This is a genomic window from Haloarcula sp. HT12 (assembly GCF_055271655.1).
Window position 1 is genome coordinate 49,495 of record NZ_JBUXKW010000002.1, and the last position, 24,289, is coordinate 73,783.

The following is a 24,289-nucleotide window of genomic DNA, read 5'->3' on the forward strand; positions in this document are numbered from 1 at the left end:
ACCTTGTGCCCCCAGCGCGCCTGCAGGCGCGTCAGGTGAACCGGCCGGTCTCGGCGTCGCATTCCTCACAGCGTGTCACCAGCGCGTCCCGGTCGTCCGTCATCTCGACGTAGTTGTGCGTGCGACCGCCACAGTCCTCGCAGTGCCGGAGCATGTCCGTATCGCCCATCTCCTGTGGCGCGCCGAGCGCGAGCGCAACGACGCGTTCCTCGCCCTCGTTGCGGCCGCGTTGCCACTCGCCGGGAGCAAAGCGGATGGCTTCGCCGGCCGCCACATGCACGTCACCGTCCTCCGTCTCGAACGTCGCCGTGCCCGACTGGACGAGAAACACCTCTTCCTGGTCCGGGTGGCGATGGTAGCCGAAGCCGAAGGCCTCGCCGGGTGCCAGTTCGTAGTAGTTCAGCGCGATGTCGTCGGTGCCGAGCGGCCCGGCGAGCGCCCGCTTGACCGACGCCGGTCCCATTCGCGATTCGACGGCGTCGAGACAGACTTTCTCCATAGCTGCCATGTACAGGCGGCCGGTCCTTAACCGTTAGTCAGGCCGGCTACGGCGGTGGCACTGGGAGTTCCGCCACGGCAGAAGCAGAGAAACGGAGCGTCGATCACTCGCGTCGGTCGATATCGAGTTCCTCGTCGAGGTCTTCGAGCCAGTCGGCGTCTTCCAGTTCCGCCATCTGTTCACGGAAATGTGTCTTGCAGACGCCGACCTTGACGCCGTCGTTCTCGACGGCGATGTCGGCTTCACGGTCGCAGTAGTGACACTGCATACCTGAACAGTAGACCCGAACGACATTGAACCCTCGGGTTCCGTCTGCCGGTTGTCAGACGCCGAGGGTGGTTTCGACCCGATCCCAGGCAGCGGCGTCCAGGCCGGTGCCACCCACTGTTTCGCCGTGGGCGTCGCTGCCGCCCGTCGGGACCAAGTCGTAGCGTTCGATGGCGTCGTCAACGCGGCCAGCGTCGACGGGCCGACCGTACGGATACCACCGTTCGACGGCATCAAGCGACGCACACTTCGACAGCGCGGCCGCGGTATCGGGGTAGCGGAACGGATGGGCGAGGCCGACCAGCCCGCATGCGTTCGAGAGAAGCGCGCAGCCGCGCTCGAACGAGGGGACCTCCCGGGAGACGTAGCAGGGACAGCCGTCGCCGATGAGTTCGTCGAACGCGGACTGGAAGGAGTGGCCCGACACCTCGGCGATGGCGCGGGCGATATGGGGACGGCCCAGGCCGTCACGGGGTTCGACGGGCAGCGAGACGCCCAGTCGGTCCTCGACACAATCGATGATGCGCGCGCCGCGTTCGCGGCGGTTTCGCTGGATACGCTCGCACTCGCTCCGGAGTTCGTCGGTCGGGTCGACGCCGTAACCCAGCAGATCCAGTCGCTGGGTGTCGGTTTCCACGCGGAGTTCGATGCCGTGGAGCAGTGTCAGGCCGTCCCGTTCGATGACGGGCTCGTCCAGTTCGGGCTGGAGTCGGTCGTGGTCCGTGACGGCGACACCCTCGATGCCCGCTCGGCTCGCGGCGGCCGGGACCTCGTCGAAGGAGAGCGTCCCGTCGGAGCGGGTCGTGTGTACGTGCAAGTCAGCGACGACCATACCACACCCACAATCCCCAGCAGGAAGCCGCTTCTGGTGAAATCATGTGTCATGAGCACACGAGACGTGAGCGCCTTATACGCATTAAGGGATATTATGATTATCTATAGTGAAGGTTTATTATCGACCATGAACTTTCCCGAGATATGCGAATGCTAAGCAACGCAACGGACGCCTTCCAATCGTACGACTACCCGATCTCCGCCGAGGAAATCATCGAGAGCGACGGCGACATGGAACTGGAACTGCCAAACGGCACCGAACGGCTGGGCGACGCGCTCAGCCGGTCGGCCCCGGAAACCTTCGAGAGCGCGGAAGACGCCGAATTCGCGGCGTTCTCGGGCGTTTCGAGCAAGGCCATCGGCCGGAAGGGCTACTCCGACCGCGACCCGATCTGCATGGGCGAAGACGGGCCGGACGAAGTCTCGTTCTAACGGCCCAGACCGCGGTCACCCCAGCTCTGGACGGGCTTCCCGTCTCCTTCGTTTTTTCACGGCCGAGCAGCAGCGCTATTGGTGTCGATAAGTACTCACGCACGCCAGGAATGACAACCGCATCGGGCGTGGCTACCGATCCAGAAAGTCCGGCTTGTCGACAGCGTCGGTACTGTCGATAGACTGTCTATCAAGCAGTTCCGAGGAGTCGAGCGCCGACGGCAGCCCGTCGCGGCCGCCGGTCGGCACGTCGTCTTCGTCGATGTACGTCTTCTCGCCGTTGATCAGGTCGGCCCAGAGGGCGTCCCTATCGGCGCTGGTCGTCTCTGCCGCTTCCTTGGCTTCGTTGCGCCCTTCGTCGTACGCGAGTTCGACCATGCTCTTGTGGTACGCCGAGTTCATCTCGGCGTAGATGGCTTCGAGTTCCTCGCGGTTGTACTCCCCGAGGCGCTCGGCGACGCCGATGGCGTAGGCCCGGTCGGTGGCCTCGTCCTTGTCGAGGGCCTCCCAGTCGGTCCCGAACTCGCGCTCGTAGCGATTCATGTCTCTACTTTCCGATCAGCGTGGACCTGTAAGCCGGAATCAGAGAAGGAGATCTCCCGGATGTCACAGTCGATGGCGGTGCCCCGCATCTTGATGACCTGGACGCCGCGGGTCATGCTCCCGTTTTCGAGGAAGTTGTGGAAGAAGACGACACCGTGGGCGAGGTAGTGTTCGTCACTGTACGAGGAGGGATCGGTCATCTCGGAGATGAGCAGCGTCGTCGCGTCGGTCTGTTTCAGCGCGGAGAGAAAGCCCGTGATCTCGTCTTCGACGTCGTTCATGAAATGTTGCAACAGCATCGTCGAGTCGATGACGACCCGCTGGATGTCGTTCTGTCTGATGTAGGCGACGAGTCGGTTCGTCAGGCCGCCCTCGCTGCCGAACTGCGTGATCGTGCGTTTGCCGCTCTCGGTGACGAGGTTCAGGAACTGGATGGCGTCGGACTGCATCGCGCGGTCGAAGCCGAACTCGTAGCCGGCCATGTCCTGCATCAGCTCCGATTTGGTCTCGTGCATCGTCACGTACAGGCAGGTCTCGCCCTCTTTGACGCCCTGCGTGATGAACTGTGAACAGAAGGTGGTCTTCCCGCTGCCCGGCGGGCCACTGACCACGTAGAGACGATTCGGGAGCAAACCCCCCTGAATGAGTTCGTCGAAACCGGGGACCCCGCTAGAGAGACGCATATCAGCTACCTGAGTCCGTCTGGACATATGCTTTCACCTTCTATTTTCACCGGTGATAACTCATTCGGCTGCATCAACAGTCGATAGCGCTGGGGTGGCTATCGGCCAGTTCGAGCAGTCGCTCCGTACCGGTCTCGTCGAACCGCATCGGCCGCCGCCACCACGGCCCCTCCCCCGAGTCCGAGGACAGTTCGGTGACCAGTTCGTTCGCGTCGATGCCGCCGCTGGGGGCCGACAGCGGGACCACTGTATCGTACAGTCGTGACTCGTCGGCGTTGCCGCGGATGAGAACGCGAGCGTCGAAGGGGTCGCGTTTCACGTGGGCGTTCGAGGCAAGCTGAGCCTGTTCCTCGGACGGGAGGTTGCGGTACTCGTCGCCGGTCACCGCGTCGCGGGCGAGTCGGAAGTGACCGATGACGTGGGCACCCCACTCCGGCGACGCCCAGGCCGGGCGCTCCTCGACAGTCGAAAGCGTCGCATAGAAGAACAGGTAGTCGCCGGCCGACAGCTCCGACAGCGGCCCCGCCTTCACGCCGTGTTCGTCGCCGTACGTGTAGCGTTGTCCGCCGGCCTCGGGGAACTCCGGGTCGAAGTGGACCGGCTGGTCGGCCACCGCGGACACGTCGGTCCCCAGGTCGAGATCGCCGTAGGTCGGCACGGGCTCGCTGGTCGGTTTCGATTCGGGGATCGGGATGTACTCGAAAGAGCCGTCGGGAAACAGCGGGCCGCGGAAGCCGGGCTCGTTCGTGTTGGCTCCGACGTTGATGGCGACGCTTCGCATAGCTGTCGTTGGTCGGTCTGAGAGAAAGGACTTCTGTTGGGGCAAAGAGGGGCGGAGTGGTAGGATCGCGCCGGCTACAGGCGGTCCGGCGGCTGGAGGTCCCGCTGGAACTCGTCGAATACATCCAGCCCCTCGGGCAGGTCGACGGACAGTTGCCGCTCGGCGCGGCGGTCGACGTTCGCCCCCTCGATGGGCTCCGCGACGGACTCCCAGCCGTCCTTGACGGTCAGGGACTTGGCTGGCGTGCCAGCGGCGATGTGGTGGGCAGGGATGTCCTTGCCGGCGATGGACTTCGCCGCGAGGATGGCGTTCTCGCCGATCCGGACGCCGGCGCGGACCATCGAGTCGTAGGTCAGGCGCACGTCGTCCTCGATGATGGTGTGGTAGTTGTCGACGTGGGTCTGGTCGACGGCGTCGTGGTCGTGGCTGTAGACGTGGGTGTCGTCGGAGATGGAGACGCGGTCGCCGATGGTGAGCTTCCCGCGGTCGTCGAGATGGACGTCGTCGTGGACGACGACGTTGTCGCCGACCTCGATGTTGTGGCCGTAGGTAAAGGAGATGCCCTTGAAGAAGCGACAGCCCTCGCCGCAGGATTCAAACAGGTGGTCGGCGAGCATCCGCCGGAACCGGAGCGCGAACTCGACGTTGTCCGCCATCGGCGTCGCGTCGAACTGCCGCCAGAGCCACTGGAGGTGTTTCGAACGTTTGAACCGCTCCTCGTCTTTCTCGGCGTAGTACTCGCTTTCGAGGGTCGTGTTACAGGGGTCGTACCCCTGCAGTCGGACCCGTTCAGCCGGGGAGATATCCGCGCCGTCCTGCCAGCGCTCGTAGGCCTCCCGGTCGCCGTGGAGGTCGACCAGCACGTCAGTGACAACGTCGCAGGTGTCCTCGTCGCCGGAGAGGCGTTCGTCGACCTCGTCGATAAACGCCCTGAGCCCCTCTTCGGCGAGCGGTGGCAGCGACACGTGACGCTTCGTCATGTCGGGTACGTGGCTTCGCGGGCAGATAGGGGTTTCCGTTACGTGAAACGTACCCAGTAACACCTGTGTCACGACACCATATCACACTGGGTTCGGCGAGCAAGCCACAGTTAAGACGCCCCCGTTCCACGCGACGACATGGTCAGGTCGGACTTCATTTTGGAGGTACGGCGCTACATCGTCAATCCCGCGGAGCGCCGACTGCGAGCGCCGTGGCGGGTCACGGTCTGGCTGTTCCTCTCCGGGTTCGGCCTCATCGTCGTCGCTGGGCTCGTAGAACTACTGCGGGGGGTAGCGAACCTCTCCGGGCCGGCGTTCGTCGTCGGTCGGCAGGTCAGCGTCTTCGCCGCCGGAACGACCGTCGCGGTCAGTATCGGCTATCTGCTCGACCGACGGACGCTCGGTGACTACGGGCTGGGGTTCGACCGGCAGTGGTGGCGCGACGCGGCCTTCGGCCTCGCGCTTGGCGTCGGGCTACCTACGCTCGTCCTGCTCATCGAACTCGCCGCCGGACTGGCGGAAGTCAGCGTCGCGCTCGCAACTGTCGACAGTGGGCCGCTCCCCCTGACAGCGTTCGATCCACTGGTGGCCGTCCTCGCTCTGGGGGCGTTCTTCCTCGTGCAGGCGACCGCCGAGGAGGTGCTCGTCCGCGGCTATCTCCTGACGAACGCGGCCGAGGGGCTCGCCGGCTGGGTCGGCACGCGACGCGCAATCATCGTCGCGACGGGGCTGACGGGCGCACTGTTCGGTGTTCTCCACTGGACGAACCCCAGCGCGTCGCTGCTCAGCGTGGCCAACATCACCCTCTACGGCCTCCTGCTCGGCGCGTGTTACGTTCTGACCGGCCGACTCGGGGTCGCTAGCGGCTTCCACGTCGCCTGGAACTACACGCTCGCGCTGTTTGGCTTCCCCGTCAGCGGCCTCCGAATGGGCGTCGCCCTGCTCTCGACTGACGCGACCGGTCCCGCGCTGGTGACCGGCGGCGAGTTCGGTCCCGAAGGCGGCCTCATCGCCCTCCCGTTGCTCGGCGTCGGCGGGGCCGCGCTGTACTGGTGGGTTCGCCGCGAGTACGGCCCGGTCGAACTGCTGGCGAGCATTGCGACTCCGCAGCTCCGGATCCGGACGCGGTCCGATACCGCAAACCAAGACGGCTAAGTGGACAGCGCCGCTACGTCGGGTATGGAATACGCGACACTCGGAAACTCCGGCGTCGAGGTATCGGAAGTCGGGTTCGGTGCCTGGGTCGTCGGCACTGACTGGTGGGGCGACCGCACCCGCGAGGACGCTATCGACATGGTCCAGCACGCGCTCGCGGAGGACGTGACGTTTTTCGACACCGGCGACGTGTACGGCCACGGCGACAGTGAGGAGATCATCGGCGAGGCGCTGGCCGAACACCGCGAGGAGGTCACCGTCTCGACGAAGATCGGCTACGACTTCTACAACAACCCCCAGGCCGGCCACGGTGAACTCCCGAAGAAGGTCACGCCCGAGTGGGTCCACACCGCCGTCGACCGCTCGCTCGACCGCCTCGGCATGGACCACGTCGAACTCCTGATGCTCCACAACGCCAACGTCGACGAGGTCGACGAGGACGTGCTGGAGGCGCTGGACGAACTCCGCGAGGAAGGCAAAGTCGAGGCCATCGGCTGGGCGCTCGGCCCCTCTATCGGCTGGCTCGCCGAGGGCGACGCCGCGGTCGCAAACGAGTTCGACGCGCTCCAGACCGTCTTCAATCTCTTCGAGCAGACTCCTGGCCAGCACTTCATCGACACCATCCGCGAGCAGAACGCCGATACGTCGATTCTGGCTCGCGTCCCCCACTCCTCTGGGCTGCTGAACGAGCAGGTGACGCCGGAGACGGAACTCGGCAAGGGCGACCACCGCTCCCACCGGCCGAGCGAGTGGTACGAAACCGGCTGGGAGAAAGTCGAGGAAATCCGCTTCCTCGAACGCGACGGCGAGCGGACGCTGGGGCAGGCCGCCATCCAGTGGCTCCTCTACAACGACGAGGTGGCGTCGGTCACGCCGACGTTCCGGACGAACGCCGACATCGACGAGTGGGCCGGTGCGCCCGACACGCCGCCGCTCAGCGACGAGGAGTACGACCGGGTGCAGGAACTGTACCGGGACAACTTCGGCATCGACCGCGACGACGGGATGGACGCCCTGCGCTCGTCGGTCGGCGGTGCAGACCTCGAAGAGACCGGGATGAAATCGGCGGGCGACTGACCGGTCGAGGGTGTCCGCCCGAGACAGCGGTCGGCCGTCGAATGCCGGGGACTGACGGCGAGGCGTCGGAGCGCCGACGCACAGGCCACGGCAGATCAGGCGGGCGACTGATTTTCTCGCTGTCCACCGATTTTCGTACCGTCCGAACACGGCAGTTGGACACTGACACCTCCAGTCGATAGCTTACCCCTGAGGAGCGTCGGCAATCAGACAGCCGTCTGTCGGTTCTCGGAGGTTACCCCTTCGTTTCGATAGGAGATGTATCGCCGTCGGGCGGTTAGGGTGGTGAAGTTTCACATTCACCACGGTGCGTCTGACGGCCGCAAGACGCAAGACGGGAGCCGGTTCGACATGAAACGGAGGGGTTCGGGGCGCGGGAGCAGCCCACATGCCAGTCCGGGCGAAAACTGTTGTCGGTGCCAGGAGTCGCCAGAAAAATAGTCTACAGCCGTCGCGTCGGTGCCGCCCGGGTTACTCGTTCAGCAGGCCGTCCTCTTCGACGCGCATGACGCCCTCGCCGTCCGGGAGGTTCGGCGCGTCGACGAGTTTGACGATGCGCTTGTTCCCCTTGGACTTGCGGAGGTACATCCGGAACGTGGAGGTGTGGCCGAGGATGTTGCCACCGATGGGCTGAGTCGGGTCGCCGAAGAAGGAGTCGGGGTTGGACGCGACCTGGTTCGTGACGACGACGGCGGTGTTGTTGAGGTCGCCGACCCGCATCAGGTCGTGGAGGTGCTTGTTGAGCTTCTGCTGGCGGTCGGCGAGTTCGCCACGGCCGACGTACTCGGCGCGGAAATGCGCGGTCAGCGAGTCGACGGCGAGCAGGCGGACGGGGAACTCCTCGTCCTGGCTCTCGCTGGCGATCTCCTGTGCCTTCTCGGCCAGGAGGATCTGGTGGTTGGAGTTGAACGCCTTCGCGACGTGGATCTTCTCCAGCACGGAGGCGACGAGGTCATCGAGCTGGGCCTCGTCGGTCGGGTCCGCGTCGTCTGCTTCCTCGACGATCCCGTGGAGGACCAGCGTGTCTGCCAGTACCTCGTCGTCGAGGCCCTTGACCATCTGTTCGATCCGCTCGGGTCGGAACGTGTCCTCGGAGTCGACGAAGATGGCGCTGCCTTCCAGCCCGCCGTGTTCGGCCGGGAGCTGGACGTTGACCGCGAGCTGGTGGGTTACCTGGGACTTGCCGGCCCCGAACTCGCCGTACACCTCGGTGATGGACTGGGTCTCGACGCCGCCGCCCAGCAGGTCGTCGACCTCGTCGACGCCCCAGGAGAGCTTCCCGATCTGCTCGCGGCGTTCGAGCACCGTCGATCCGGTTTCGAAGCCGCCGATGTCGGCCGCTTCGCGGGCAGCCTGGATGATGTCGGCCGCCGACGACTCGCCGATGTCGGCCGTGTTCGACAGTTCCCCGGGGGAGGCGACCGCAATCCCCTGATAGGAGTCGTAGCCGTTGTCTTCGAGTTTCTCTGCTGTCGCCGGACCGACACCCGGCAGCTCTTCGAGGTCCTCACTTGCGGACATGGACGTGCCTTGTGCGTCCGGGGGTATAAAGCCTCGTTAACACCAGAGTGAAAGTGAAAGTGTGGGACGGCAGCGGTGTAGTTCGAGACGGAATCGGGAGTTTTAGATGGGAAGGGGCGAGTCGTCGGGTCGCGGGTGTACCGGGAACTGGCGGAGTGTAGACTATCGCACCCAGTCCAGCGAGAGACAGCCCGAACAGCACCGTCCCGGGGAGCGGGACGACCCCGTCACCGACTCATCTGATGCAAGACGGAGGCCTCACCCGCAAGGAGCGAGCGGAGTATTGCCCCCGAGCGAAGTAAGGTAGGGTCGCTTACTCCCAGGGGTGGTAGCCGGGGCGGTCCGGCCACAGCGGGTACCAGTACTCCTTGTCGCCCTCGACGGTGATCTCGTCGCTGAGGTTGCTGTCCAGTTTGAACTCCGCTGAGGTGTTGCGCTCGTGGCTGTCGTGGGGGTCCGGTGCGAACGGGTAGTACGCACCCCGGCGGAAGGAGTACACCCAGTAGACGGTTTGGTTGTCGCGCGCGTTCTCGAACGCGAACAGCGCCGCGAGCAGGCGCGACCCGTACCGGCGCTCGACGAGCGTGTCCGCGGCGAAGTGGATCGACGTGAGCAGATCCTCGAAGTCATTGTCGTGGAGCACGACCCACTGGTAGCCGTGGTCGTCGGTCTCGAAGGTCGCCCGCGTGCCCGTCTCGACCATCCCGGCGTCGAGGATGGATTCGACCTCGTCGACGGCGTCTTGGAAATCCGTGCTGTCGACGTCGGCGAAACACAGCGCCGCCTCGCCGGTCGACTCGTACCCCAGATCGGCCTCCATCGTGATGTAGGCGGTACTCATCCCGAACAGGTCGTCGGGGTCGGCGTCGCGCGTCGCGTCGGCCTCGGCTTTCACCCCGAGAACGCTCTTGAGTCCGTCGAGCAATCCCATATGCGAGTCACTACGGGCCGGAGACCAAGGTGGTTTGTGTCTCAGTTGGTGAATCGGATTGTGTGATTGAGACGTTCAACAGCCGGAAATCCTCGACCGGCCGAACGACGGCAGACGACGCAAGCACTGGAGCGAGCGAAGTGAGCGAAGGGCGCAGCGAGTCTCCCGAGGTCAGCCGGCCGCCCCTTTCGATCCCACCCTGTAGCTGATTGAGCAGCCGAATCGGGTGGACTGAAAGGGGCGAGACGCTGGGCGTACGAGATCGTCCGAAAATCTTCGATTTTCGGGATGACGAGAGAGCTCTGCTCTCTCGGACCACGACGTAAGCACCGCAACGTAGTGAGGAGCGCAACGAGTCGCAAGAGCCCAGCGTCTCGGGGCTTTCTGGCTCTGTACAGTAGTTACTGCGAGATGAGCACAACTCCAGTGACGCCAGTCAGAAAACCGACCGAGGCTAGCGACCTTCGAGTTCGCGTTCGAGGTCCTGCAGGCGGTCGATGCGCTTCTCGGTCGAGGGATGCGTGCTGGCCAGACGGCCGATCCAGCCGACCTTGATGGGGATGATGAAGAAGGCGTTCATCTCCGCCTGGTCGCGCATGTCCTCTTTGGGAACTTTGTCCATCCGACCGTCGATTTTCATCAGCGCGTTCGCAAGGGCGGCGGGCTTGCCGGTGATCATCGCGCCGCCGCGGTCGGCGGCGTACTCGCGGTAGCGGCTGAGCGTCCGGATCAGGAGGAACGAGACGATCCAGACGACCAGCGAGATGAGGATAGCGACGATGACGGGGACCTGCTGGCCGCCGCGTTCGCGGCCGCCGCTGAACAGCCAGCCCCAGCGGACGATGAGGAAGGCGATGGTCGAGAGAAAGGACGCGATGGTCATCACCATCACGTCGCGGTTCTTGATGTGGGCCAGTTCGTGGGCGATGACGCCCTCCAGTTCCTCCTGATCCAGCGTGTTCATGATGCCCGTCGTCACGCAGACCGCCGAACTGCTCTTCGACCGGCCGGTGGCGAAAGCGTTGGGCACCCGCGAGTCGGCGACAGCGACCTTCGGCTTCGGGAGGTCGGCCTGCTGGGCCAGGCGGTCGACGGTCCGGTGAAGTTCGGGGTACTCCTCCGGCTCGACCGTTCGAGCCCCCATCGAGTACAGGGCGAGCTTGTCGCTGAAGAAGAACTGCGCGCCCAGGAACAGTCCCATGACGACCACGATGAGCGCGAGGTTGCTGAAATACAGCGTGAGCGCTCCGAGGAAGACGATGTACAGCGCGAACAGCAGGAACATCGTCAGGGCCATGCGGCCGCGGAGCCCCCAGTCTGTTTGCCACTCCATACCCACTGATAGACGGCCGACACTCTAAAACCTCGCTATCGTGGGAAAGCGACACACAGCAGAGCAGCGAGGGACGGCGGACGAGCCGATGAGCCACACGCATTTACTCCCGGAGCGACAACCGGACGCATGACCGACACAGTCGTCGTCACTGGCGGACGCGGGCGCTCCGGGCGCTGGATCTGCGACCACCTCGCTGGCGAGTATCACGTCGTCTGCGTGGACCTCGACCACCCGGGCTGGGAGATCCCGACGCGGGAGCACATCGATTTCAAAGCCGTCGACGTGACTGAGGGGGTGGAGGTCCGGGACCTTTTCAGCGAGGTCGAACCCGATGCAGTCGTCCACTGGGCTGCGCTGCCAGCGCCGGAGCGCCACGCGGGTACGCGGGTGTTCGACACCAACGTTTCGGCGACGTACAACGTCATCGACGCTGCAGGTCGCACCGGTGCAGACGTCGTCTGGGCGTCCTCCGAGAGCGCCTACGGCCTGGCCTTCGCCGAGGAGACGCCGCTGCCGGCCTATCTCCCGATAGACGAGGCCCACCCGACGGCACCGGAGGACCCCTACGGCACGTCGAAGGTCGCCGGCGAAGAGGTGGCGAAGATGGTCGTCCGGCGCGACGGCGTCGACGTGGCCTCGATACGGCCGTCGTGGATTCAGTACCCCGGCGAGTACAACTGCCGGGACGTGGCCACGGGCGACCTCGCCGGCGGCACCGGCAACTGCTGGTCCTACGTCGACGTGCGCGATGTGGCGACAGCAGTCGGGGCCGCGCTGGATGCCGACCTCGGCGGTCACGAGGCGTTCAACGTCGTCGCCGCCGAGAACTACGTCGGCCGGCCGACGGCTGCCCTCGTAGAGGAGCAGTGGGGCGAACTCCCCGCGGAGTGTGAGCTGGACGGTGACCAGTCGGCGCTCTCGACGGCGAAAGCGCGGGGGCTGTTGGACTGGGAACCCCAGTACACCTGGCGCGAGGCCGCCGACGCCCACGTCCCAGCGCCGACGCTCACCGGCGAGTGAGCGTGTGGGAGCAGTGCCGGGCCTACCGGCAGGCCCGGTGCGGTGGTGGAACACACGGCTTAAACAGTTCAGTACAGTAGGACCGGTAATGAGCCGGTCGGGAGAGTTCTGTCCACGCTGCGGCGACGAGATACCGGAGGGCACTGACGAGCGCCCGGAGCTTGCGGGGGCCGGCGGTCAACGCAACTCCGAGCACGTCCTCTGTGACGCCTGCTACTTCGAGGAATTCGACCTGGTGGACGCCCCCGACACCATCCAGGTCCGGGTCTGTTCGCGGTGTGGCGCGGTCCACAAGGGGAACCGCTGGGTCGACATCGGCGCGGAGGACTACACCGACATCGCCGTCGAGCAGGTCAGCGAGGCGCTCGGGGTCCACGTCGACGCCCAGTCGGTCGCCTGGCAGGTCGCCCCCGAGCAACTCGACAAGAACAACATCCGGATGCACGCGGAGTTCTCCGGCGTTATCCGAGGGACACCGGTCACCGAGGAGGTGACCGTCCCCGTCCGCATCTCCCGGCAGACGTGCAAGCGCTGCGGGAAGATCGCCGGTGGGTCCTTCGCCAGCATCGTCCAGGTGCGGGCCGACGGCCGCGACCCGACCGACGAGGAGCGCGAGCGGGCCGAAGAGATCGCAGAGGAGTACATCGCCGCCCGCGAGGAGACCGGCGACCGCAACGCCTTCATCACCGAGACCAAGACCGTCGACGACGGGCTGGACATGAAGATCTCGACGAACCAGATGGGGCTTGGCATCGCCAAGCGCATCACCGCCCAGTTGGGTGGCTCCTACTCCGACTCGCGGCGTCTCATCTCCGAGGACGAGGACGGCCAGGAACTGTACCGAATGACCTACGCCGTCCGACTGCCCCGGTACCAGCAGAGCGAGGTCATCGACCCGGAGGACGGCGACGGGCCGGTGCTGGTCCGCTCGGTCCAGGGGAACCTCAAAGGGGTTCGCCTGGCGACCGGCGAGGACTACGAGGCCAGCTTCGAGGAGGGTGAGACGCCCGATGCTCGCCGGCTGGGGTTCCGCGAGGACGCCCAGACGACCACGCTCGTCGCCGTCGAGGACGACAACGCCGTGCAGGTGCTCGATCCCGAAACCTTCGAGAGCAAGACCGTCCCGCGGCCGGACTACCTCGACACCGACGCCGACGAGGTGCCAGTGTTGAAGAGCCACGCGGGGTTGCACGTGCTTCCGTCCGAGGGAGACGGCACGGATACCGATGAGTGAGGACGGTGCCAGCCGTGAGCCGAGCGAGGCGGACGACCAGCGGCTGGCCGCCGTCGTGGACAAACTCCGTTCGCAGGCGGCCATCGAATCCCTGCGGGCCGAGGGGCTCTACGACGACACCAGAAGCGTCACAGAGTGGACCGAGGACAGCGTCGCCGTCCCGGTGACCGCCCCGCCACAGGAGACGCAGTTTCGGGAGATCGTCCGGCAGGTCGGCGAGCGCCGTCTCCGAACGCTCGATGACCACCTCCGGGAGCGGGGCTGGACCGCCGAGGAGATCGAACGGGCACCCGGCTCGTGGGCCGTCCTCGGCTCCGTCGTGCTTGTCGACATCGGCGACAGCCCCCGGCCAGCGGAGGTCGGCGAGGCGCTGCTTGCCCTCCACGGCGAGGCCGAGACGGTGCTGGCCCGCCACGGCGTCTCCGGCGACCACCGCGAACCCAGCGTCGAGGTCATCGCCGGCGACGGCGACACCGAGACGGTCCACACTGAACACGGTACGCGCTACGCGATGGACCTGGCGGAAGTGATGTTCTCGCCCGGGAACAAGGCCGAGCGGGCACGGATGGGCGATATCGTCAGCGAGGGGCGGGGGACCCGGCCCTCGAGACGGGCGAGCGGTGAAGCCGCGAGCGAGGACGGCGAGCGTGTACTGGATATGTTCGCCGGCATCGGCTACTTCACCCTCCCGATGGCTCGCGCCGGTGCACACGTCACTGCCGTCGAGCGCAACCCCACAGCGTTCCGATTTCTCGTCGAGAACGTCGTGCTAAACGACGTAGACGAGCGAGTTCATCCCTATCGGGCGGACTGCCGGGACGTGGTCCCGGGCTTTGCCGAGGAGGGGCGGGCCGACCGTATCGTGATGGGGTACTATGAAGCGCACGAATACCTCGACAGCGCGCTTGAGGCACTCGCGCCCGGCGGTGTCCTGCACATGCACGAGGCGACGCCGGACGCGCTGGTGTTCGACCGTCCCATCGAGCGACTGGAGGCGGCCGCTTCTGAGGCCGACCGAGCGGTCGAGGTGCTGGACACCCGACGCGTCAAGGAGTACAGCGAAGGAGTCGCCCACGTCGTCGTCGACGCTCGGGTGCAGTAGGGCGTGTTTACTCGAACAGTCCGGGCCGGAGCGGACGAACGACAGACCCCGAACAGACGGTCGTAACGCCTAATTAGGCGAGTAGTCAAGAGCACAGCATGGATAGACAACAGATTATCGCCATCATACTGGTCGGCCTGATGGTCGGGTCGTCGGTAGTGTACGGATTAGCCTTCGCCTTCTTCTAGTCCCACACGTCCGAAAGCGGGTGGTTTCCGTCCCCGGACCGCGAGCGCGAGCGGTCGTGCCGGCGTTTCGTCCCCGAACTCAGTCCCGCAAGCGCCTGGTCCGGCGCGAACCGCGGCAGGTCGGGCGCTGAGAGGCGGTCGACCTGCGCGCGAAACCAGTCGGGCATGTCGTGTTCGGCGCGCTCAAACAGGTCAAGCAACGACGTGTCCGCGAGGTACGTCGCGCCGTAGTCGTCGGGCGCGCGGACGACGCGGCCACAGGCCTGGATGACCGTCCGCAGCGCCGTTCGGTAGTACCAGCCCCACTGGTCGTCTTCGAGCCGTCGGGCGACGCGGGAATCGCGGGTGTTTGGGTAGGGCGCCTTGCACAGCACCTGCCAGCGACAGAGATCACCCTCTAAATCGAGTGCCTCCTCCATCTTCACCGAGAGAAAGACATCGGGGTTGTCGCTGCGCTTCCAGGCGGCCAGCGCCCCGTCGCGGCCCTCCTTGTCGTGGGTGCGGACGCGTGCGCCGACGCCGAAATCGTCGAGGAGTTCCTTCAGTTGGTCCTGGATCGCATACGAGTGGCAGTGGACCAGCCCCTTCTCGTCCGTGTGCCGGGCCATGATACGGACGATGGTTCGGGCGATGTCCGGCAGCGTGTCGTCGCGGTGCTCGTAGGTCATCTTCCCCTGGGCCACGTCGTACAGCGGCCGGTTCTCGACGGGGAAGGTGTGGCCGACCTCGACGAGCGCGACGTTACTGGGATCCAGACCGACGTTCGCACAGAACGCCTCCTTGTTGAGGATGGTCGCCGACAGCAGGGCGAAGCGGTTGCCCCGGTCCCAGACGGTGTGTTTGAGGTAGCGTTCGGGGTTCATCGGCTTGATCGTCACCGGCGCGTGGTCGCCGTCGGCCTGGTCGACGACCCAGGTGGTCGCGCTCTCGGTGTCGGTGTAGTCCTCGCGGAACCACCCGAGGTCCTGTCGGAGCGTGTTCAGCGAGTCCCGTTCAGCAACTTCCTCACCGGTCAACTCCGCCTTCTGTCGCAGTTCCTTCACGCGGCGCTCGGCGAGGTGTTCGACGCGTTCGGTGAACGCGACGGCGTCGTCCAGCCCGTCGATGTCGGGCACGTCGATATCGTTCCACATCGGAATCGTCTGTGGCGAGAGGTCGATGGTCGCGTACATCTCCGCCCACTCGCCGAGACCGTGGGCCTCGTCGATGACGACCACGTCGCGTTTCCCGAACACGTCGCTGCCGGCGGTCTGCATGAAATACGCCAGCGTCATCGCGGCGATGCGCCGGTTCGAGGCGATAGCGCGGTCCGAGAAGTACGGACAGCGGTGTTTGACCTGACAGTCGAACTTCCGTTCGCGCACGCACGGGGCCTGGTTCACCGGCGTGTCCGTTTCGCCGGGGAGGATACAGTCGTAGTTGTTCTTCCCGCGGATGACACAGAGATCCTCCAGTAAGGCGTCCTCGGCCACGTCGTCGAGTTGGGAGACCTGCGGCGTGGTGTAGTAGGCGTCGATGACCTGCTCGGCGGCGGCCTCGCCGGCGGTTCGGGCACAGCCGGCGATGGCCCGAGCGAGTAGCGATTTGCCGCTGCCGGTCGGCGCGCGAACGAGAACCACGTCCTTGCCGCTCTCGAAGGCCGCACGGATGTCAGCCAGGGCCTGCTTCTGATTGCCCCGGTAGGACGGGGCCGGGAACTCGTCGGTAATCCGCGCGGGGTACACGCGAGAAGGCAACGGACGAGGCGGCCTAAACCTTTCCTGTCGTCGGGTGAACGCCGGACTTGCTGTCCGGTTTGACCGGCGTGGGTCGTGTGCACACACACGTGGTCATGGTACTGATACTCTCGGAACTCTTATACATATACCCCCTGTACGTATATTTGCAATGGCAAACGGTAAGGTTGATTTCTTCAACGACACAGGCGGTTACGGTTTCATCTCGACTGAGGACGCGGACGATGACGTTTTCTTCCACATGGAAGACGTTGGCGGCCCTGACCTCGAAGAAGGCGAGGAGATCGAATTCGACATCGAACAGGCCGACAAAGGCCCCCGCGCGACGAACGTCGTCCGCAACTAAGGCAGATTTCCGGTCGCCTTCGGGCGACCACATCTGACACTTTGTTTTATCAGACTACTCGAAAAGCAACAGCGTCCGGTTCTGGGTAACGCAGGCAAGGAACGACGATCAGTCGTCAGTCCGTCCGGAGAGTGCGTCCACGTCCGCCGCAGTCACGTCCCGGTCGTCGGGCAACCGGTCGATGCAGTCATAACAGAGGAAATGCTCCGTGTCGTCGCCAAGTTCGAGGACGATGCCCTCGGTCGGTCTGGACTCCTGCGACCAGATGTTGGCGATGCCGCCAGCTATCGAAACGTTCGTATCGCACCCGTCGCAGGCTCTGGAGGCCATCACCCGGTTTTTATGCGCTGTATACACTTCAAGGTAGCTGGCCCCTTCGAACAGTTCAGCGCAGTTAACTCTCGACATACTTTTGTCGTCCGATGGGCACCGTCCAGATAATGCAAATACTGGTCACAGGGGGTGCCGGGTTCATCGGCGGCCACCTGGCACAGCGGTTCGCCGCCGACAGCCACGACGTGGTCGTGTTGGACAACCGCGACCCGTTCTACGATCTGGATATCAAGCGACACAACGCCGAAGCGGGGCGGGAGGCCGCCCGGAACAGCGACGGGAGCTACGAGTTCATCGAGGGCGACGTCCGCGACGCGGAGCTGGTGACCGAGCTCGTCGCCGACGCCGACTACGTCTACCACCAGGCCGCCCAGGCCGGCGTCCGACCGAGCGTCAAGAACCCCCGCAAGTACGACGAGGTCAACGTCGACGGGACGCTGAATCTGCTGGATGCCTGCCGCGACGAGGGCATCGAGCGGTTCGTGATGGCCTCCTCCTCCTCAGTCTACGGCGTGCCCCAATACTTGCCCTACGACGAGCAACACCCCACGACGCCCGTCTCGCCCTACGGCGCGTCGAAGCTCGCCGCCGAGCGCTACGCCTGTGCCTACAGCGAAGTGTACGACCTCCCCGCCGTTGCGCTGCGCTATTTCACCGTCTACGGCCCGCGGATGCGCCCGAACATGGCCATCTCGAATTTCGTCTCCCGGTGTCACAACGGCGAGCCGCCGGTCATCTACGGCGACGGCACGCAGACGCGTGATTTCACCTACATCGAGGACGTCGTCGACGCGAACATGACGCTGCTGCACGAGGACGCCGCCGACGGCATGGCGGTAAATATCGGTTCGACGGACAACATCGAGATCAAGACGCTCGCGACGGAGATCCGCGACCAGATCGACCCTGATCTCGACCTCGTTTACGAAGAGCGCCACGACGCCGACGCCGAACACACCCACGCCGCGACCGAGCGCGCCGAGGAACTGCTGGGCTACGACCCCGACCACACCATCCGGGAGGGCGTTTCGAAGTTCATCGACTGGTACCGCGACAACCGCGACTGGTACGAGCCGCTCGTTCGACAGTCCTGACCGACGACACGAACAAGCCACGGTTTTAACCCCGTCCCGTCCTGCAGAGAGGGTATGCACGTGCTCGTGACCGGCGCGACGGGGTTCGTCGGGAGCCATCTCGTCCCGGCGCTGCTCGCGGCCGGCCACAGCGTCCGATCCCTCGTTCGGGACCCGAGCGAGTACGACCCACCCGACGGCATCGACGTTACGGCGGGGGACCTGCTCGACGCCGGGAGCTTCGACACCGCCCTCACAGACATCGACGTCGCGTACTACCTCGTCCATTCGATGCGCGCGGGCGACGACTACGCCGAGCGGGACCGGCGCGCGGCGCGGAACTTCCGCCGGGCGGCCGACGAGGCCGGCGTCGACCGGGTCGTCTACCTCGGCGGCCTCGGCGAGGAAGACGAGACGCTGTCCGAGCACCTCCGGTCGCGCCGGGAGGTCGAGTTCATTCTCAGGGACGGGGAGTACGACCTGACGACGTTCCGGGCCGCCATCGTCATCGGGGCGGGCTCGGCGAGCTTCCGGATGATACGCGAACTGGCGACGCGGCTGCCGGTGCTGGTGACGCCGCGCTGGGTCCGGACCGACTGCCACCCTATCGCTATCGACGACGTCATCGCGTACCTGATCGGCGCGCTCGACGCCCCAGAGACGGCCGGCGAGACCTACGAAATCGGCGGTCCGGAGGTGCTGACCTACGCGGAGATACTGCAGCGGACCGGGCGAATCATGGGCACCGGCGCGCCGAAAATCGTGCCGATACCGGTGTTGACACCGAAACTATCGGCGTACTGGGTCGGCCTGCTGACCGACGTACCGTCGGGCGTCGCCCGGCCGCTCATCCACGGGCTGAAGACGCCGGTCGTCGCCGACACCGAGGCGGCCCGGGAGCAGTTCGCCGTGGGCCTGACGCCGTTCGCGGACGCGGTCAGGCTGGCGCTCAGCGAGCCACAGAGTTACGAGGCGGCCCAGGCGGCCGCGACCGCGGGTGGTGCGGGGGGATGAGCGGCGACAGCGCCCATCCCGAGTACGGCGAAACGTGGGTGTACGAGAGCATCATCGGCGCGTTGCCGGGGATTCGGCTGCCGACGTGGGCAGCGATGGCGATTCAGCTCCTCATCTTCGAGGTCGCCATCGTCGCCCTGTCGTGGTACTACGGGGTCTGGAGCGCCGCAATCGCCGGGACAGTCGTCGTGTTCGTCGCCACTATCGGGAGCGCGGAGATGCTCCGTATCAGCACGCTCATCCGCCGGATCGACGTGCCGCCGACCTACCGCGCGCTGTTGTTCGCCTCTAACGTCGAGGTCGTGCTGTCCGTCCTCGCGTACGTGGCGTTGCTCACCCACCTGTTCGTCTTCGACCCGCAGGTCAGTTCGATGCCGCTGCTGGACCAGCTGTTCGGATCAGAACCGCCGGTGCTGGTCGTGTACCTGACGCTGCTCATCCTCTGGGACGTGAGCTACCGCATCGGTACGGGCTGGTGGGCCAGCGTCACAGGTCTGTGGCGGTCTGCGCGCTACCGGTTCGACCCCGAGACGGCGCGGGTGTTCATCCGGGCCGATCTGGAGATATGGGGCTTTGGCGTCCTTCAGCTCGTGCTCGTTCCGTTTGTGCTCGACCAGCCGGTGTTACTCGCGGCGCTGGTCGGCCACGTGATTGCCGTCACAGCCGTGACGGCCGTCTCTGTCGGGCTGTTGCGCTACCGGTCGAGAACGGCCAGTGTCAGTCAGAGTTGATCTGCTTGAACTGGTCGAGCAGTTCCTCTGTCGACTCGTCACCGTCGTAGTCGACACTCCCGTGGTACGTGCTCCGGTCGTCGTCTTCCGACAGGTCGACCTCGCTGTTCTTGCGCTCACGGCGTTCGTGTTCGTCGTCGTCGTACGCTCCCATCGACATAGGTTACCACAGTGAAGCTTGGCAGTTAGTAACTATCAATGTAACGGTGGTCCCCGAAACCGTCCCACACGATTAACGGAAGCGCGCGAGCGGTCCGAACAGCGGAGTCTCGACGGGGCGGAACGCCCAAGACCACTGACCGTCTACGCAGACCTGTGGCTGGTCCCTTACGTCTGCGACAGTCGAACGAGCGATGGAGCGAGAAGCGGGTCCGGACGGACCTGCTGACACCGCTGCAGAACACTTTCGGAGCGACGATGAGCGGTCCGTGGTTCGCCCCGCCGGAGGGGTGGGCCGCGCGCCGACTGGAGATGGATAACGGCGACCTCGCGCTGTTTTGCTGGAACGGCCAGCGAGCGTACTGGGTCGGGAACACAGAGACCCCGGAGACGCTCTGGCGGACGGAGAAGTACACGTTCGACGAAGTCCCCGACGACATCAGCGAGTGGGTCCAACGCGAACTGTTCGCCCAGCTAGAGGTGGAAGACTCGTGGCTCACCGAATACGAGACGCTGGCTCGCTTCTTCCTGCCCGTGTTCCTCTCGAAGGACGGTCGGGAGTCGACCCGAACGTTCTTCCGGGATCACGCCGGCGGCTTCCCGGACGCCGACCGGGCGGACGGACTGGCGTTCTATGACGACTTCCTCGCGACCGGCGAACTCGACGACTACCGCTACACGATGGCGAGCAAGCTCGGGACCAGCGAGGGGTTTGACCTCTCGCGGATGCGGGCGACGATGGGTGAGTTCAACGTCGCCAAACTGCTCGTCGACGCGGGCAACGACATCAGACCCGAGGTCGAACTGGACTCGGGCCACTCCGTCGACTTCCGGGTCGAGGACACGCTCGTCGAGGTCACCCGCCCGCGGCCGCCGTCCCGACGGCAGGTGGACACCGCCGTCGCTGCGGTCAAGGCCTCCGGCGATGCCAAGACGCGCGACCAACTGGCGGCCCACCCCGGTGCCGTCCTCGTCGTCGACTGCAGTTCCTTCCCGGACGACGACTGGAAGCGGGTCTACGGCGAACAGCCGGACGTGGGCTACTCGCCGACCATCGTGTTCCGCGCCCGCCCGGACGGCAGCATGGAAGGGTACGCCTACGGCTCAGTTCCGTTCCCGCTCCCGTTTTAATCGGTCGCGTTATCTTCCCCGAAATTCGGGGCGTAACATATAACGCGCCGGACCGGCAAGGCTGAGAGAGATAGCCGTGGTGGACGATACAGAGCAATCAGGTGCCAGCGGCGCGGGGCAGTCGGTCTCGGAGGTAATGGACCGACTCGAATCGCTCCGGTCCGAGGAGGAAGACCGCGCCGAGAGCGCCACCGCCGGCGTGTTACTGGACCAGTTGCAGGAGGTCGAAGGGCGGCTACTGGCGTTCGGCGAGGCGCTGGGCGGCACGTCCGACACCGTGACGGACCTCCCGTTCACCGAGGAAGCCGGCCTGGACCACATGCCCGAGCCGCTGTACGTCCGCCACGACACCGAGATGCTGAACCAGGTCACGTCCTGGCTCCTGCAGGACCAGCACATCGGGTTAGTGAGTCCCTACGGCACCGGAAAGACGGCCTTCCGCGAGATCGTCCTGCGGGACCTCTCGAAACACGAAGGGTTCGTCATCACGCATCTGGACAATCCGCGGGAGACGACCCCACGAAAGCTGTACCAGACGGTGCTGACCGCCGCCTACGCGGCGGGCTACTCCATCGACCAGCGCAACTACTCGCAGGTCCGGGACGGGATTCCGTGGGCGACCGCGGAAGCGAAAGACGCCGTCCACGAGATCGTCCGTCGCGTGCGCGACGATGGCAAAACACTGCTGCTGGTCGTCGACGAGATCGAGGTGCTTGAGGCGGACCTGCTGTCGCCGCTGCAGGTGGCCGGCGACGCCGGCGTCCGACTCTTTCTCACTGGGACACCGGAAGGGAAACGCCGCGTCGCCGAGATCCGCGGGACGCTCGATTCCCGGCTGCGCTACTACGAGGGCATCGACCCCTTTTCACCGGATGATGTGGCCGAGTACGCCGCCCGCTCGCTTGCCTACTTCCGGGACGAACCCTACGAAGGGCAGGCCCCGGACCTGTTCACCCGGGCCGCGATCGAGGATATCCACGAGCGGACGGAGGGCAACCCCCGGGAGGTCCGCATCGAGTGTCGCGAACTGTTCACCAGGGCAGCGTTCGTCTGGTACCGGACCGGCCAGGACGTCTCCCGCATCCAGATCACCCCCGAACTGCGCCACCGTCGGTTCGGAATGGGCCGCTGAGCGGCCCTGCATAGGTATATAAACCACCCACGTGATACGGTATCACACCGTCGCGTGTGGCGTGCAGTAGGGCGATAGGGCGGCCGGCACCACAGCTTTTATATAGAATCACATTCAATCATCGTTTGACTATGGCTCAACAGCAGATGGGCAACCAGCCCATGATTGTACTTTCCGAGGAGTCCCAGCGGACATCCGGAAAGGACGCGCAGTCGATGAACATCACGGCCGGGACGGCCGTCGCCGAGGCCGTTCGGACGACACTGGGTCCGAAGGGCATGGACAAGATGCTCGTCGACAACTCCGGGTCCGTCGTCGTCACGAACGACGGCGTCACCATCCTCGACGAGATGGACATCGAGCACCCCGCCGCCAACATGATCGTCGAGGTCGCCCAGACCCAGGAAGACGAAGTGGGCGACGGCACCACGACGGCGGTCGTCATGGCCGGCGAACTCCTCTCGAAGGCCGAGGAACTCCTCGACCAGGACATCCACGCCAGCATCCTGGCCCAGGGGTACCGCCAGGCCGCCGAGAAAGCCAAAGAGATCCTCGAAGACAACGCCATCGACGTCGACGCCGACGACACGGATACCCTCGAAAAGGTCGCCGCGACCGCGATGACCGGCAAGGGCGCGGAGTCCTCCAAGGACATCCTCGCCGAACTCGTCGTCCGGGCCGCACAGTCCGTCGTCGACGACGACGGCAGCGTCGACACCGACAACATCCAGCTCGAAACCGTCGTCGGCGGCGCAACCGACGAGTCCGAGCTCGTCGAGGGCGTCATCGTCGACAAGGAACGCGTCCACGACAACATGCCGTTCGCCGTCGAGGACGCCGACGTCGCGCTGCTTGACACGGCCATCGAAGTTCCGGAGACCGAACTCGACACCGAAGTCAACGTCACGGACCCCGACCAGCTCCAGCAGTTCCTCGACCAGGAAGAGGAACAGCTCAAGGAGATGGTCGACAAGCTCGTCGAAGCCGGCGCTGACGTCGTCTTCTGCCAGAAGGGCATCGACGACATGGCCCAGCACTACCTCGCCCAGGAAGGCATCCTGGCCGTGCGCCGCGCCAAGAAGTCCGACATCGAGGCCCTCTCGCGCTCGACCGGCGCGCGCATCATCTCGAACATCGACGACATTGAGGCCGACGACCTCGGCTTCGCCGGCTCCGTCGCCCAGAAGGACATCGCCGGCGACGAGCGCATCTTCGTCGAGGACGTCGAGGACGCCCGCGCTGTCACGATGATCCTCCGCGGCGGCACCGAACACGTCGTCGACGAAGTCGAGCGCGCCATCGAGGACTCGCTCGGCGTCGTCGCCGCCACGCTGGAGGACGGCAAGGTCCTGCCCGGCGGCGGTGCCCCCGAAACGCAGCTCGCCCTCGGTCTCCGAGACCACGCCGACTCCGTCGGTGGGCGCGAGCAGCTCGCCGTCGAGGCCTTCGCCGACGCCATCGACGTCATCCCGCGCACCCTCGCCGAGAACGCCGGTCTCGACCCGATCGACTCGCTGGTCGACCTCCGCAGCAAGCACGACGGTGGCGCAGTCACGTCCGGGCTTGACGCGTACACCGGTGAGGTCGTCGACATGGAAGAGGACGGCGTCGTCGAGCCGCTCCGTGTCAAGACCCAGGCCGTCGAAAGCGCAACCGAAGCAGCCGTCATGATCCTCCGCATCGACGACGTCATCGCTGCTGGCGACCTCAAGGGTGGCCAGGGCGACGACGACGAGGACGAAGGCGGACCCGGCGGCCCAGGCGGCGCGCCCGGCGGCATGGGCGGCGGCATGGGCGGCATGGGCGGCGGTATGGGCGGCATGATGTAAGCCACCTTTTTGCGCAGGGGCCTCGGGCGCTTCGCGCCCTCAACCCCCGCGCAAAAACGTGGGCGAAAAAGGCGGAATCGCCGCGATGCGGCGATTCCGAGAACCGCGGTCTTCGGCCGCGGATGCCTGCCTCGCCTGTCGACCTCGCGAAGAATCGCTGCGGTTCTACATTTTCTGTCTTCAATCTGCGTGAGTGACGACGCTGTTTCGGTTCTCACAGCT

General features: G+C 65.4%; 26 protein-coding genes. 13 read left to right on the forward strand and 13 right to left on the reverse strand.

The genetic code is table 11. The features are described 5' to 3' along the window. Positions 1-31 precede the first annotated feature (31 nt). From ACY9XZ_RS05340 to ACY9XZ_RS05350, 3 genes are all read right to left on the reverse strand, one after another. Entirely contained in the window at positions 32-499 is a 468-nt protein-coding gene (locus ACY9XZ_RS05340; protein ID WP_463456034.1) for a cupin domain-containing protein, read from the reverse strand. Between the two features lie 103 nt (positions 500-602). Then, on the reverse strand, positions 603-767 hold the full coding sequence (locus ACY9XZ_RS05345; RefSeq protein ID WP_004516452.1) for a DUF6757 family protein: 165 nt from the start codon (positions 765-767) through the stop codon (positions 603-605). A 54-nt stretch (positions 768-821) separates the two neighbouring features. Next, positions 822-1,598 (reverse strand): PHP domain-containing protein, encoded by a 777-nt coding sequence (locus ACY9XZ_RS05350; protein ID WP_463456035.1) that lies wholly within the window; start codon positions 1,596-1,598, stop codon positions 822-824. Between the two features lie 146 nt (positions 1,599-1,744). Here ACY9XZ_RS05350 and ACY9XZ_RS05355 point away from each other — a divergent pair, with 146 nt between their 5' ends. Beyond that, positions 1,745-2,032 carry a DUF5789 family protein gene (locus ACY9XZ_RS05355; RefSeq protein ID WP_463456036.1) on the forward strand — a complete coding sequence of 96 codons (288 nt, stop codon included), beginning with the start codon at positions 1,745-1,747 and terminating at the stop codon, positions 2,030-2,032. Positions 2,033-2,164: 132 nt separating this feature from the next. On the opposite strand, the gene ACY9XZ_RS05360 is transcribed toward ACY9XZ_RS05355, so the two are convergent. The 4 genes from ACY9XZ_RS05360 to ACY9XZ_RS05375 all read right to left on the reverse strand — a co-directional run bounded on the left by ACY9XZ_RS05360 (position 2,165) and on the right by ACY9XZ_RS05375 (position 5,019). Further along, on the reverse strand, positions 2,165-2,575 hold the full coding sequence (locus ACY9XZ_RS05360) for a hypothetical protein (protein WP_463456037.1): 411 nt from the start codon (positions 2,573-2,575) through the stop codon (positions 2,165-2,167). After that, complete coding sequence (locus tag ACY9XZ_RS05365; protein WP_463456038.1) at positions 2,572-3,258, reverse strand: RAD55 family ATPase; 687 nt, start codon at positions 3,256-3,258, stop codon at positions 2,572-2,574. Before ACY9XZ_RS05365 ends, ACY9XZ_RS05360 begins: the two co-directional genes overlap by 4 nt. Positions 3,259-3,331: 73 nt before the next feature. Then, positions 3,332-4,039, reverse strand: coding sequence for an Nmad3 family putative nucleotide modification protein (locus ACY9XZ_RS05370; protein ID WP_463456039.1), 708 nt, complete (start codon positions 4,037-4,039; stop codon positions 3,332-3,334). Between the two features lie 74 nt (positions 4,040-4,113). Further along, positions 4,114-5,019, reverse strand: coding sequence for an acyltransferase (locus tag ACY9XZ_RS05375; protein ID WP_463456040.1), 906 nt, complete (start codon positions 5,017-5,019; stop codon positions 4,114-4,116). Between the two features lie 138 nt (positions 5,020-5,157). On the opposite strand from ACY9XZ_RS05375, the gene ACY9XZ_RS05380 reads away from it, so the two are divergent. Continuing rightward, the gene (locus tag ACY9XZ_RS05380) at positions 5,158-6,174 is read left to right on the forward strand and encodes a lysostaphin resistance A-like protein (protein ID WP_463456041.1); all 1,017 of its coding nucleotides are present in this window, start codon (positions 5,158-5,160) and stop codon (positions 6,172-6,174) included. A 24-nt stretch (positions 6,175-6,198) separates the two neighbouring features. After that, positions 6,199-7,251, forward strand: coding sequence for an aldo/keto reductase (locus tag ACY9XZ_RS05385; RefSeq protein ID WP_463456042.1), 1,053 nt, complete (start codon positions 6,199-6,201; stop codon positions 7,249-7,251). Positions 7,252-7,722: 471 nt separating this feature from the next. Here the strand turns inward: ACY9XZ_RS05385 and radA are convergent, their stop codons facing one another. The 3 genes from radA to htpX all read right to left on the reverse strand — a co-directional run bounded on the left by radA (position 7,723) and on the right by htpX (position 11,036). Beyond that, entirely contained in the window at positions 7,723-8,772 is a 1,050-nt protein-coding gene (radA, locus tag ACY9XZ_RS05390; RefSeq protein ID WP_463456043.1) for a DNA repair and recombination protein RadA, read from the reverse strand. Between the two features lie 313 nt (positions 8,773-9,085). Beyond that, on the reverse strand, positions 9,086-9,703 hold the full coding sequence (gene pspAB / locus ACY9XZ_RS05395; protein ID WP_463456044.1) for a PspA-associated protein PspAB: 618 nt from the start codon (positions 9,701-9,703) through the stop codon (positions 9,086-9,088). A 454-nt stretch (positions 9,704-10,157) separates the two neighbouring features. Next, entirely contained in the window at positions 10,158-11,036 is an 879-nt protein-coding gene (gene htpX / locus ACY9XZ_RS05400) for a zinc metalloprotease HtpX (RefSeq protein ID WP_463456045.1), read from the reverse strand. A 129-nt stretch (positions 11,037-11,165) separates the two neighbouring features. Between htpX and ACY9XZ_RS05405 the strand changes: the two genes are divergently transcribed. The 3 genes from ACY9XZ_RS05405 (at position 11,166) to ACY9XZ_RS05415 (ending at position 14,395) form a co-directional block, all read left to right on the forward strand. Further along, the gene (locus ACY9XZ_RS05405; RefSeq protein ID WP_463456046.1) at positions 11,166-12,059 is read left to right on the forward strand and encodes an NAD-dependent epimerase/dehydratase family protein; all 894 of its coding nucleotides are present in this window, start codon (positions 11,166-11,168) and stop codon (positions 12,057-12,059) included. Between the two features lie 88 nt (positions 12,060-12,147). Further along, entirely contained in the window at positions 12,148-13,293 is a 1,146-nt protein-coding gene (locus ACY9XZ_RS05410; protein ID WP_463456047.1) for a 60S ribosomal export protein NMD3, read from the forward strand. Next, positions 13,286-14,395, forward strand: a complete 1,110-nt coding sequence (locus tag ACY9XZ_RS05415; protein WP_463456048.1) for a class I SAM-dependent methyltransferase — start codon at positions 13,286-13,288, stop codon at positions 14,393-14,395. Before ACY9XZ_RS05410 ends, ACY9XZ_RS05415 begins: the two co-directional genes overlap by 8 nt. A 184-nt stretch (positions 14,396-14,579) precedes the next feature. On the opposite strand, the gene ACY9XZ_RS05420 is transcribed toward ACY9XZ_RS05415, so the two are convergent. After that, positions 14,580-16,307, reverse strand: coding sequence for a helicase C-terminal domain-containing protein (locus tag ACY9XZ_RS05420; protein WP_463456049.1), 1,728 nt, complete (start codon positions 16,305-16,307; stop codon positions 14,580-14,582). Between the two features lie 163 nt (positions 16,308-16,470). Here ACY9XZ_RS05420 and ACY9XZ_RS05425 point away from each other — a divergent pair, with 163 nt between their 5' ends. Next, positions 16,471-16,665 carry a cold-shock protein gene (locus ACY9XZ_RS05425; RefSeq protein WP_004516469.1) on the forward strand — a complete coding sequence of 65 codons (195 nt, stop codon included), beginning with the start codon at positions 16,471-16,473 and terminating at the stop codon, positions 16,663-16,665. Between the two features lie 108 nt (positions 16,666-16,773). On the opposite strand, the gene ACY9XZ_RS05430 is transcribed toward ACY9XZ_RS05425, so the two are convergent. Then, the gene (locus ACY9XZ_RS05430) at positions 16,774-16,995 is read right to left on the reverse strand and encodes a DUF7561 family protein (RefSeq protein ID WP_463456050.1); all 222 of its coding nucleotides are present in this window, start codon (positions 16,993-16,995) and stop codon (positions 16,774-16,776) included. A 110-nt stretch (positions 16,996-17,105) separates the two neighbouring features. Here ACY9XZ_RS05430 and ACY9XZ_RS05435 point away from each other — a divergent pair, with 110 nt between their 5' ends. Genes ACY9XZ_RS05435 through ACY9XZ_RS05445 form a run of 3 tightly spaced genes read left to right on the forward strand, consistent with a single transcriptional unit; the run spans position 17,106 to position 19,816 of the window. After that, a complete protein-coding gene (locus tag ACY9XZ_RS05435; protein ID WP_463456051.1) occupies positions 17,106-18,092 on the forward strand; it encodes an NAD-dependent epimerase/dehydratase family protein in 987 nt (328 codons plus the stop codon). 54 nt (positions 18,093-18,146) lie between these two features. Continuing rightward, positions 18,147-19,085, forward strand: a complete 939-nt coding sequence (locus ACY9XZ_RS05440; protein ID WP_463456052.1) for an NAD(P)H-binding protein — start codon at positions 18,147-18,149, stop codon at positions 19,083-19,085. Beyond that, positions 19,082-19,816 carry a DUF7530 family protein gene (locus ACY9XZ_RS05445; RefSeq protein ID WP_463456053.1) on the forward strand — a complete coding sequence of 245 codons (735 nt, stop codon included), beginning with the start codon at positions 19,082-19,084 and terminating at the stop codon, positions 19,814-19,816. Before ACY9XZ_RS05440 ends, ACY9XZ_RS05445 begins: the two co-directional genes overlap by 4 nt. Here the strand turns inward: ACY9XZ_RS05445 and ACY9XZ_RS05450 are convergent. Continuing rightward, entirely contained in the window at positions 19,803-19,976 is a 174-nt protein-coding gene (locus ACY9XZ_RS05450) for a DUF5786 family protein (RefSeq protein ID WP_004516474.1), read from the reverse strand. The two genes, ACY9XZ_RS05445 and ACY9XZ_RS05450, sit on opposite strands and share 14 nt — an antisense overlap. 155 nt (positions 19,977-20,131) lie before the next feature. On the opposite strand from ACY9XZ_RS05450, the gene ACY9XZ_RS05455 reads away from it, so the two are divergent. From ACY9XZ_RS05455 to thsA, 3 genes are all read left to right on the forward strand, one after another. After that, positions 20,132-21,106 carry a DUF5784 family protein gene (locus ACY9XZ_RS05455; RefSeq protein ID WP_463456054.1) on the forward strand — a complete coding sequence of 325 codons (975 nt, stop codon included), beginning with the start codon at positions 20,132-20,134 and terminating at the stop codon, positions 21,104-21,106. 136 nt (positions 21,107-21,242) lie between these two features. Next, entirely contained in the window at positions 21,243-22,238 is a 996-nt protein-coding gene (locus tag ACY9XZ_RS05460) for an AAA family ATPase (protein ID WP_463456825.1), read from the forward strand. A 146-nt stretch (positions 22,239-22,384) separates the two neighbouring features. Beyond that, positions 22,385-24,067: a thermosome subunit alpha gene (gene thsA, locus ACY9XZ_RS05465; protein WP_463456826.1), complete on the forward strand. Its 1,683-nt coding sequence runs from the start codon at positions 22,385-22,387 to the stop codon at positions 24,065-24,067. Positions 24,068-24,289 lie beyond the last annotated feature (222 nt).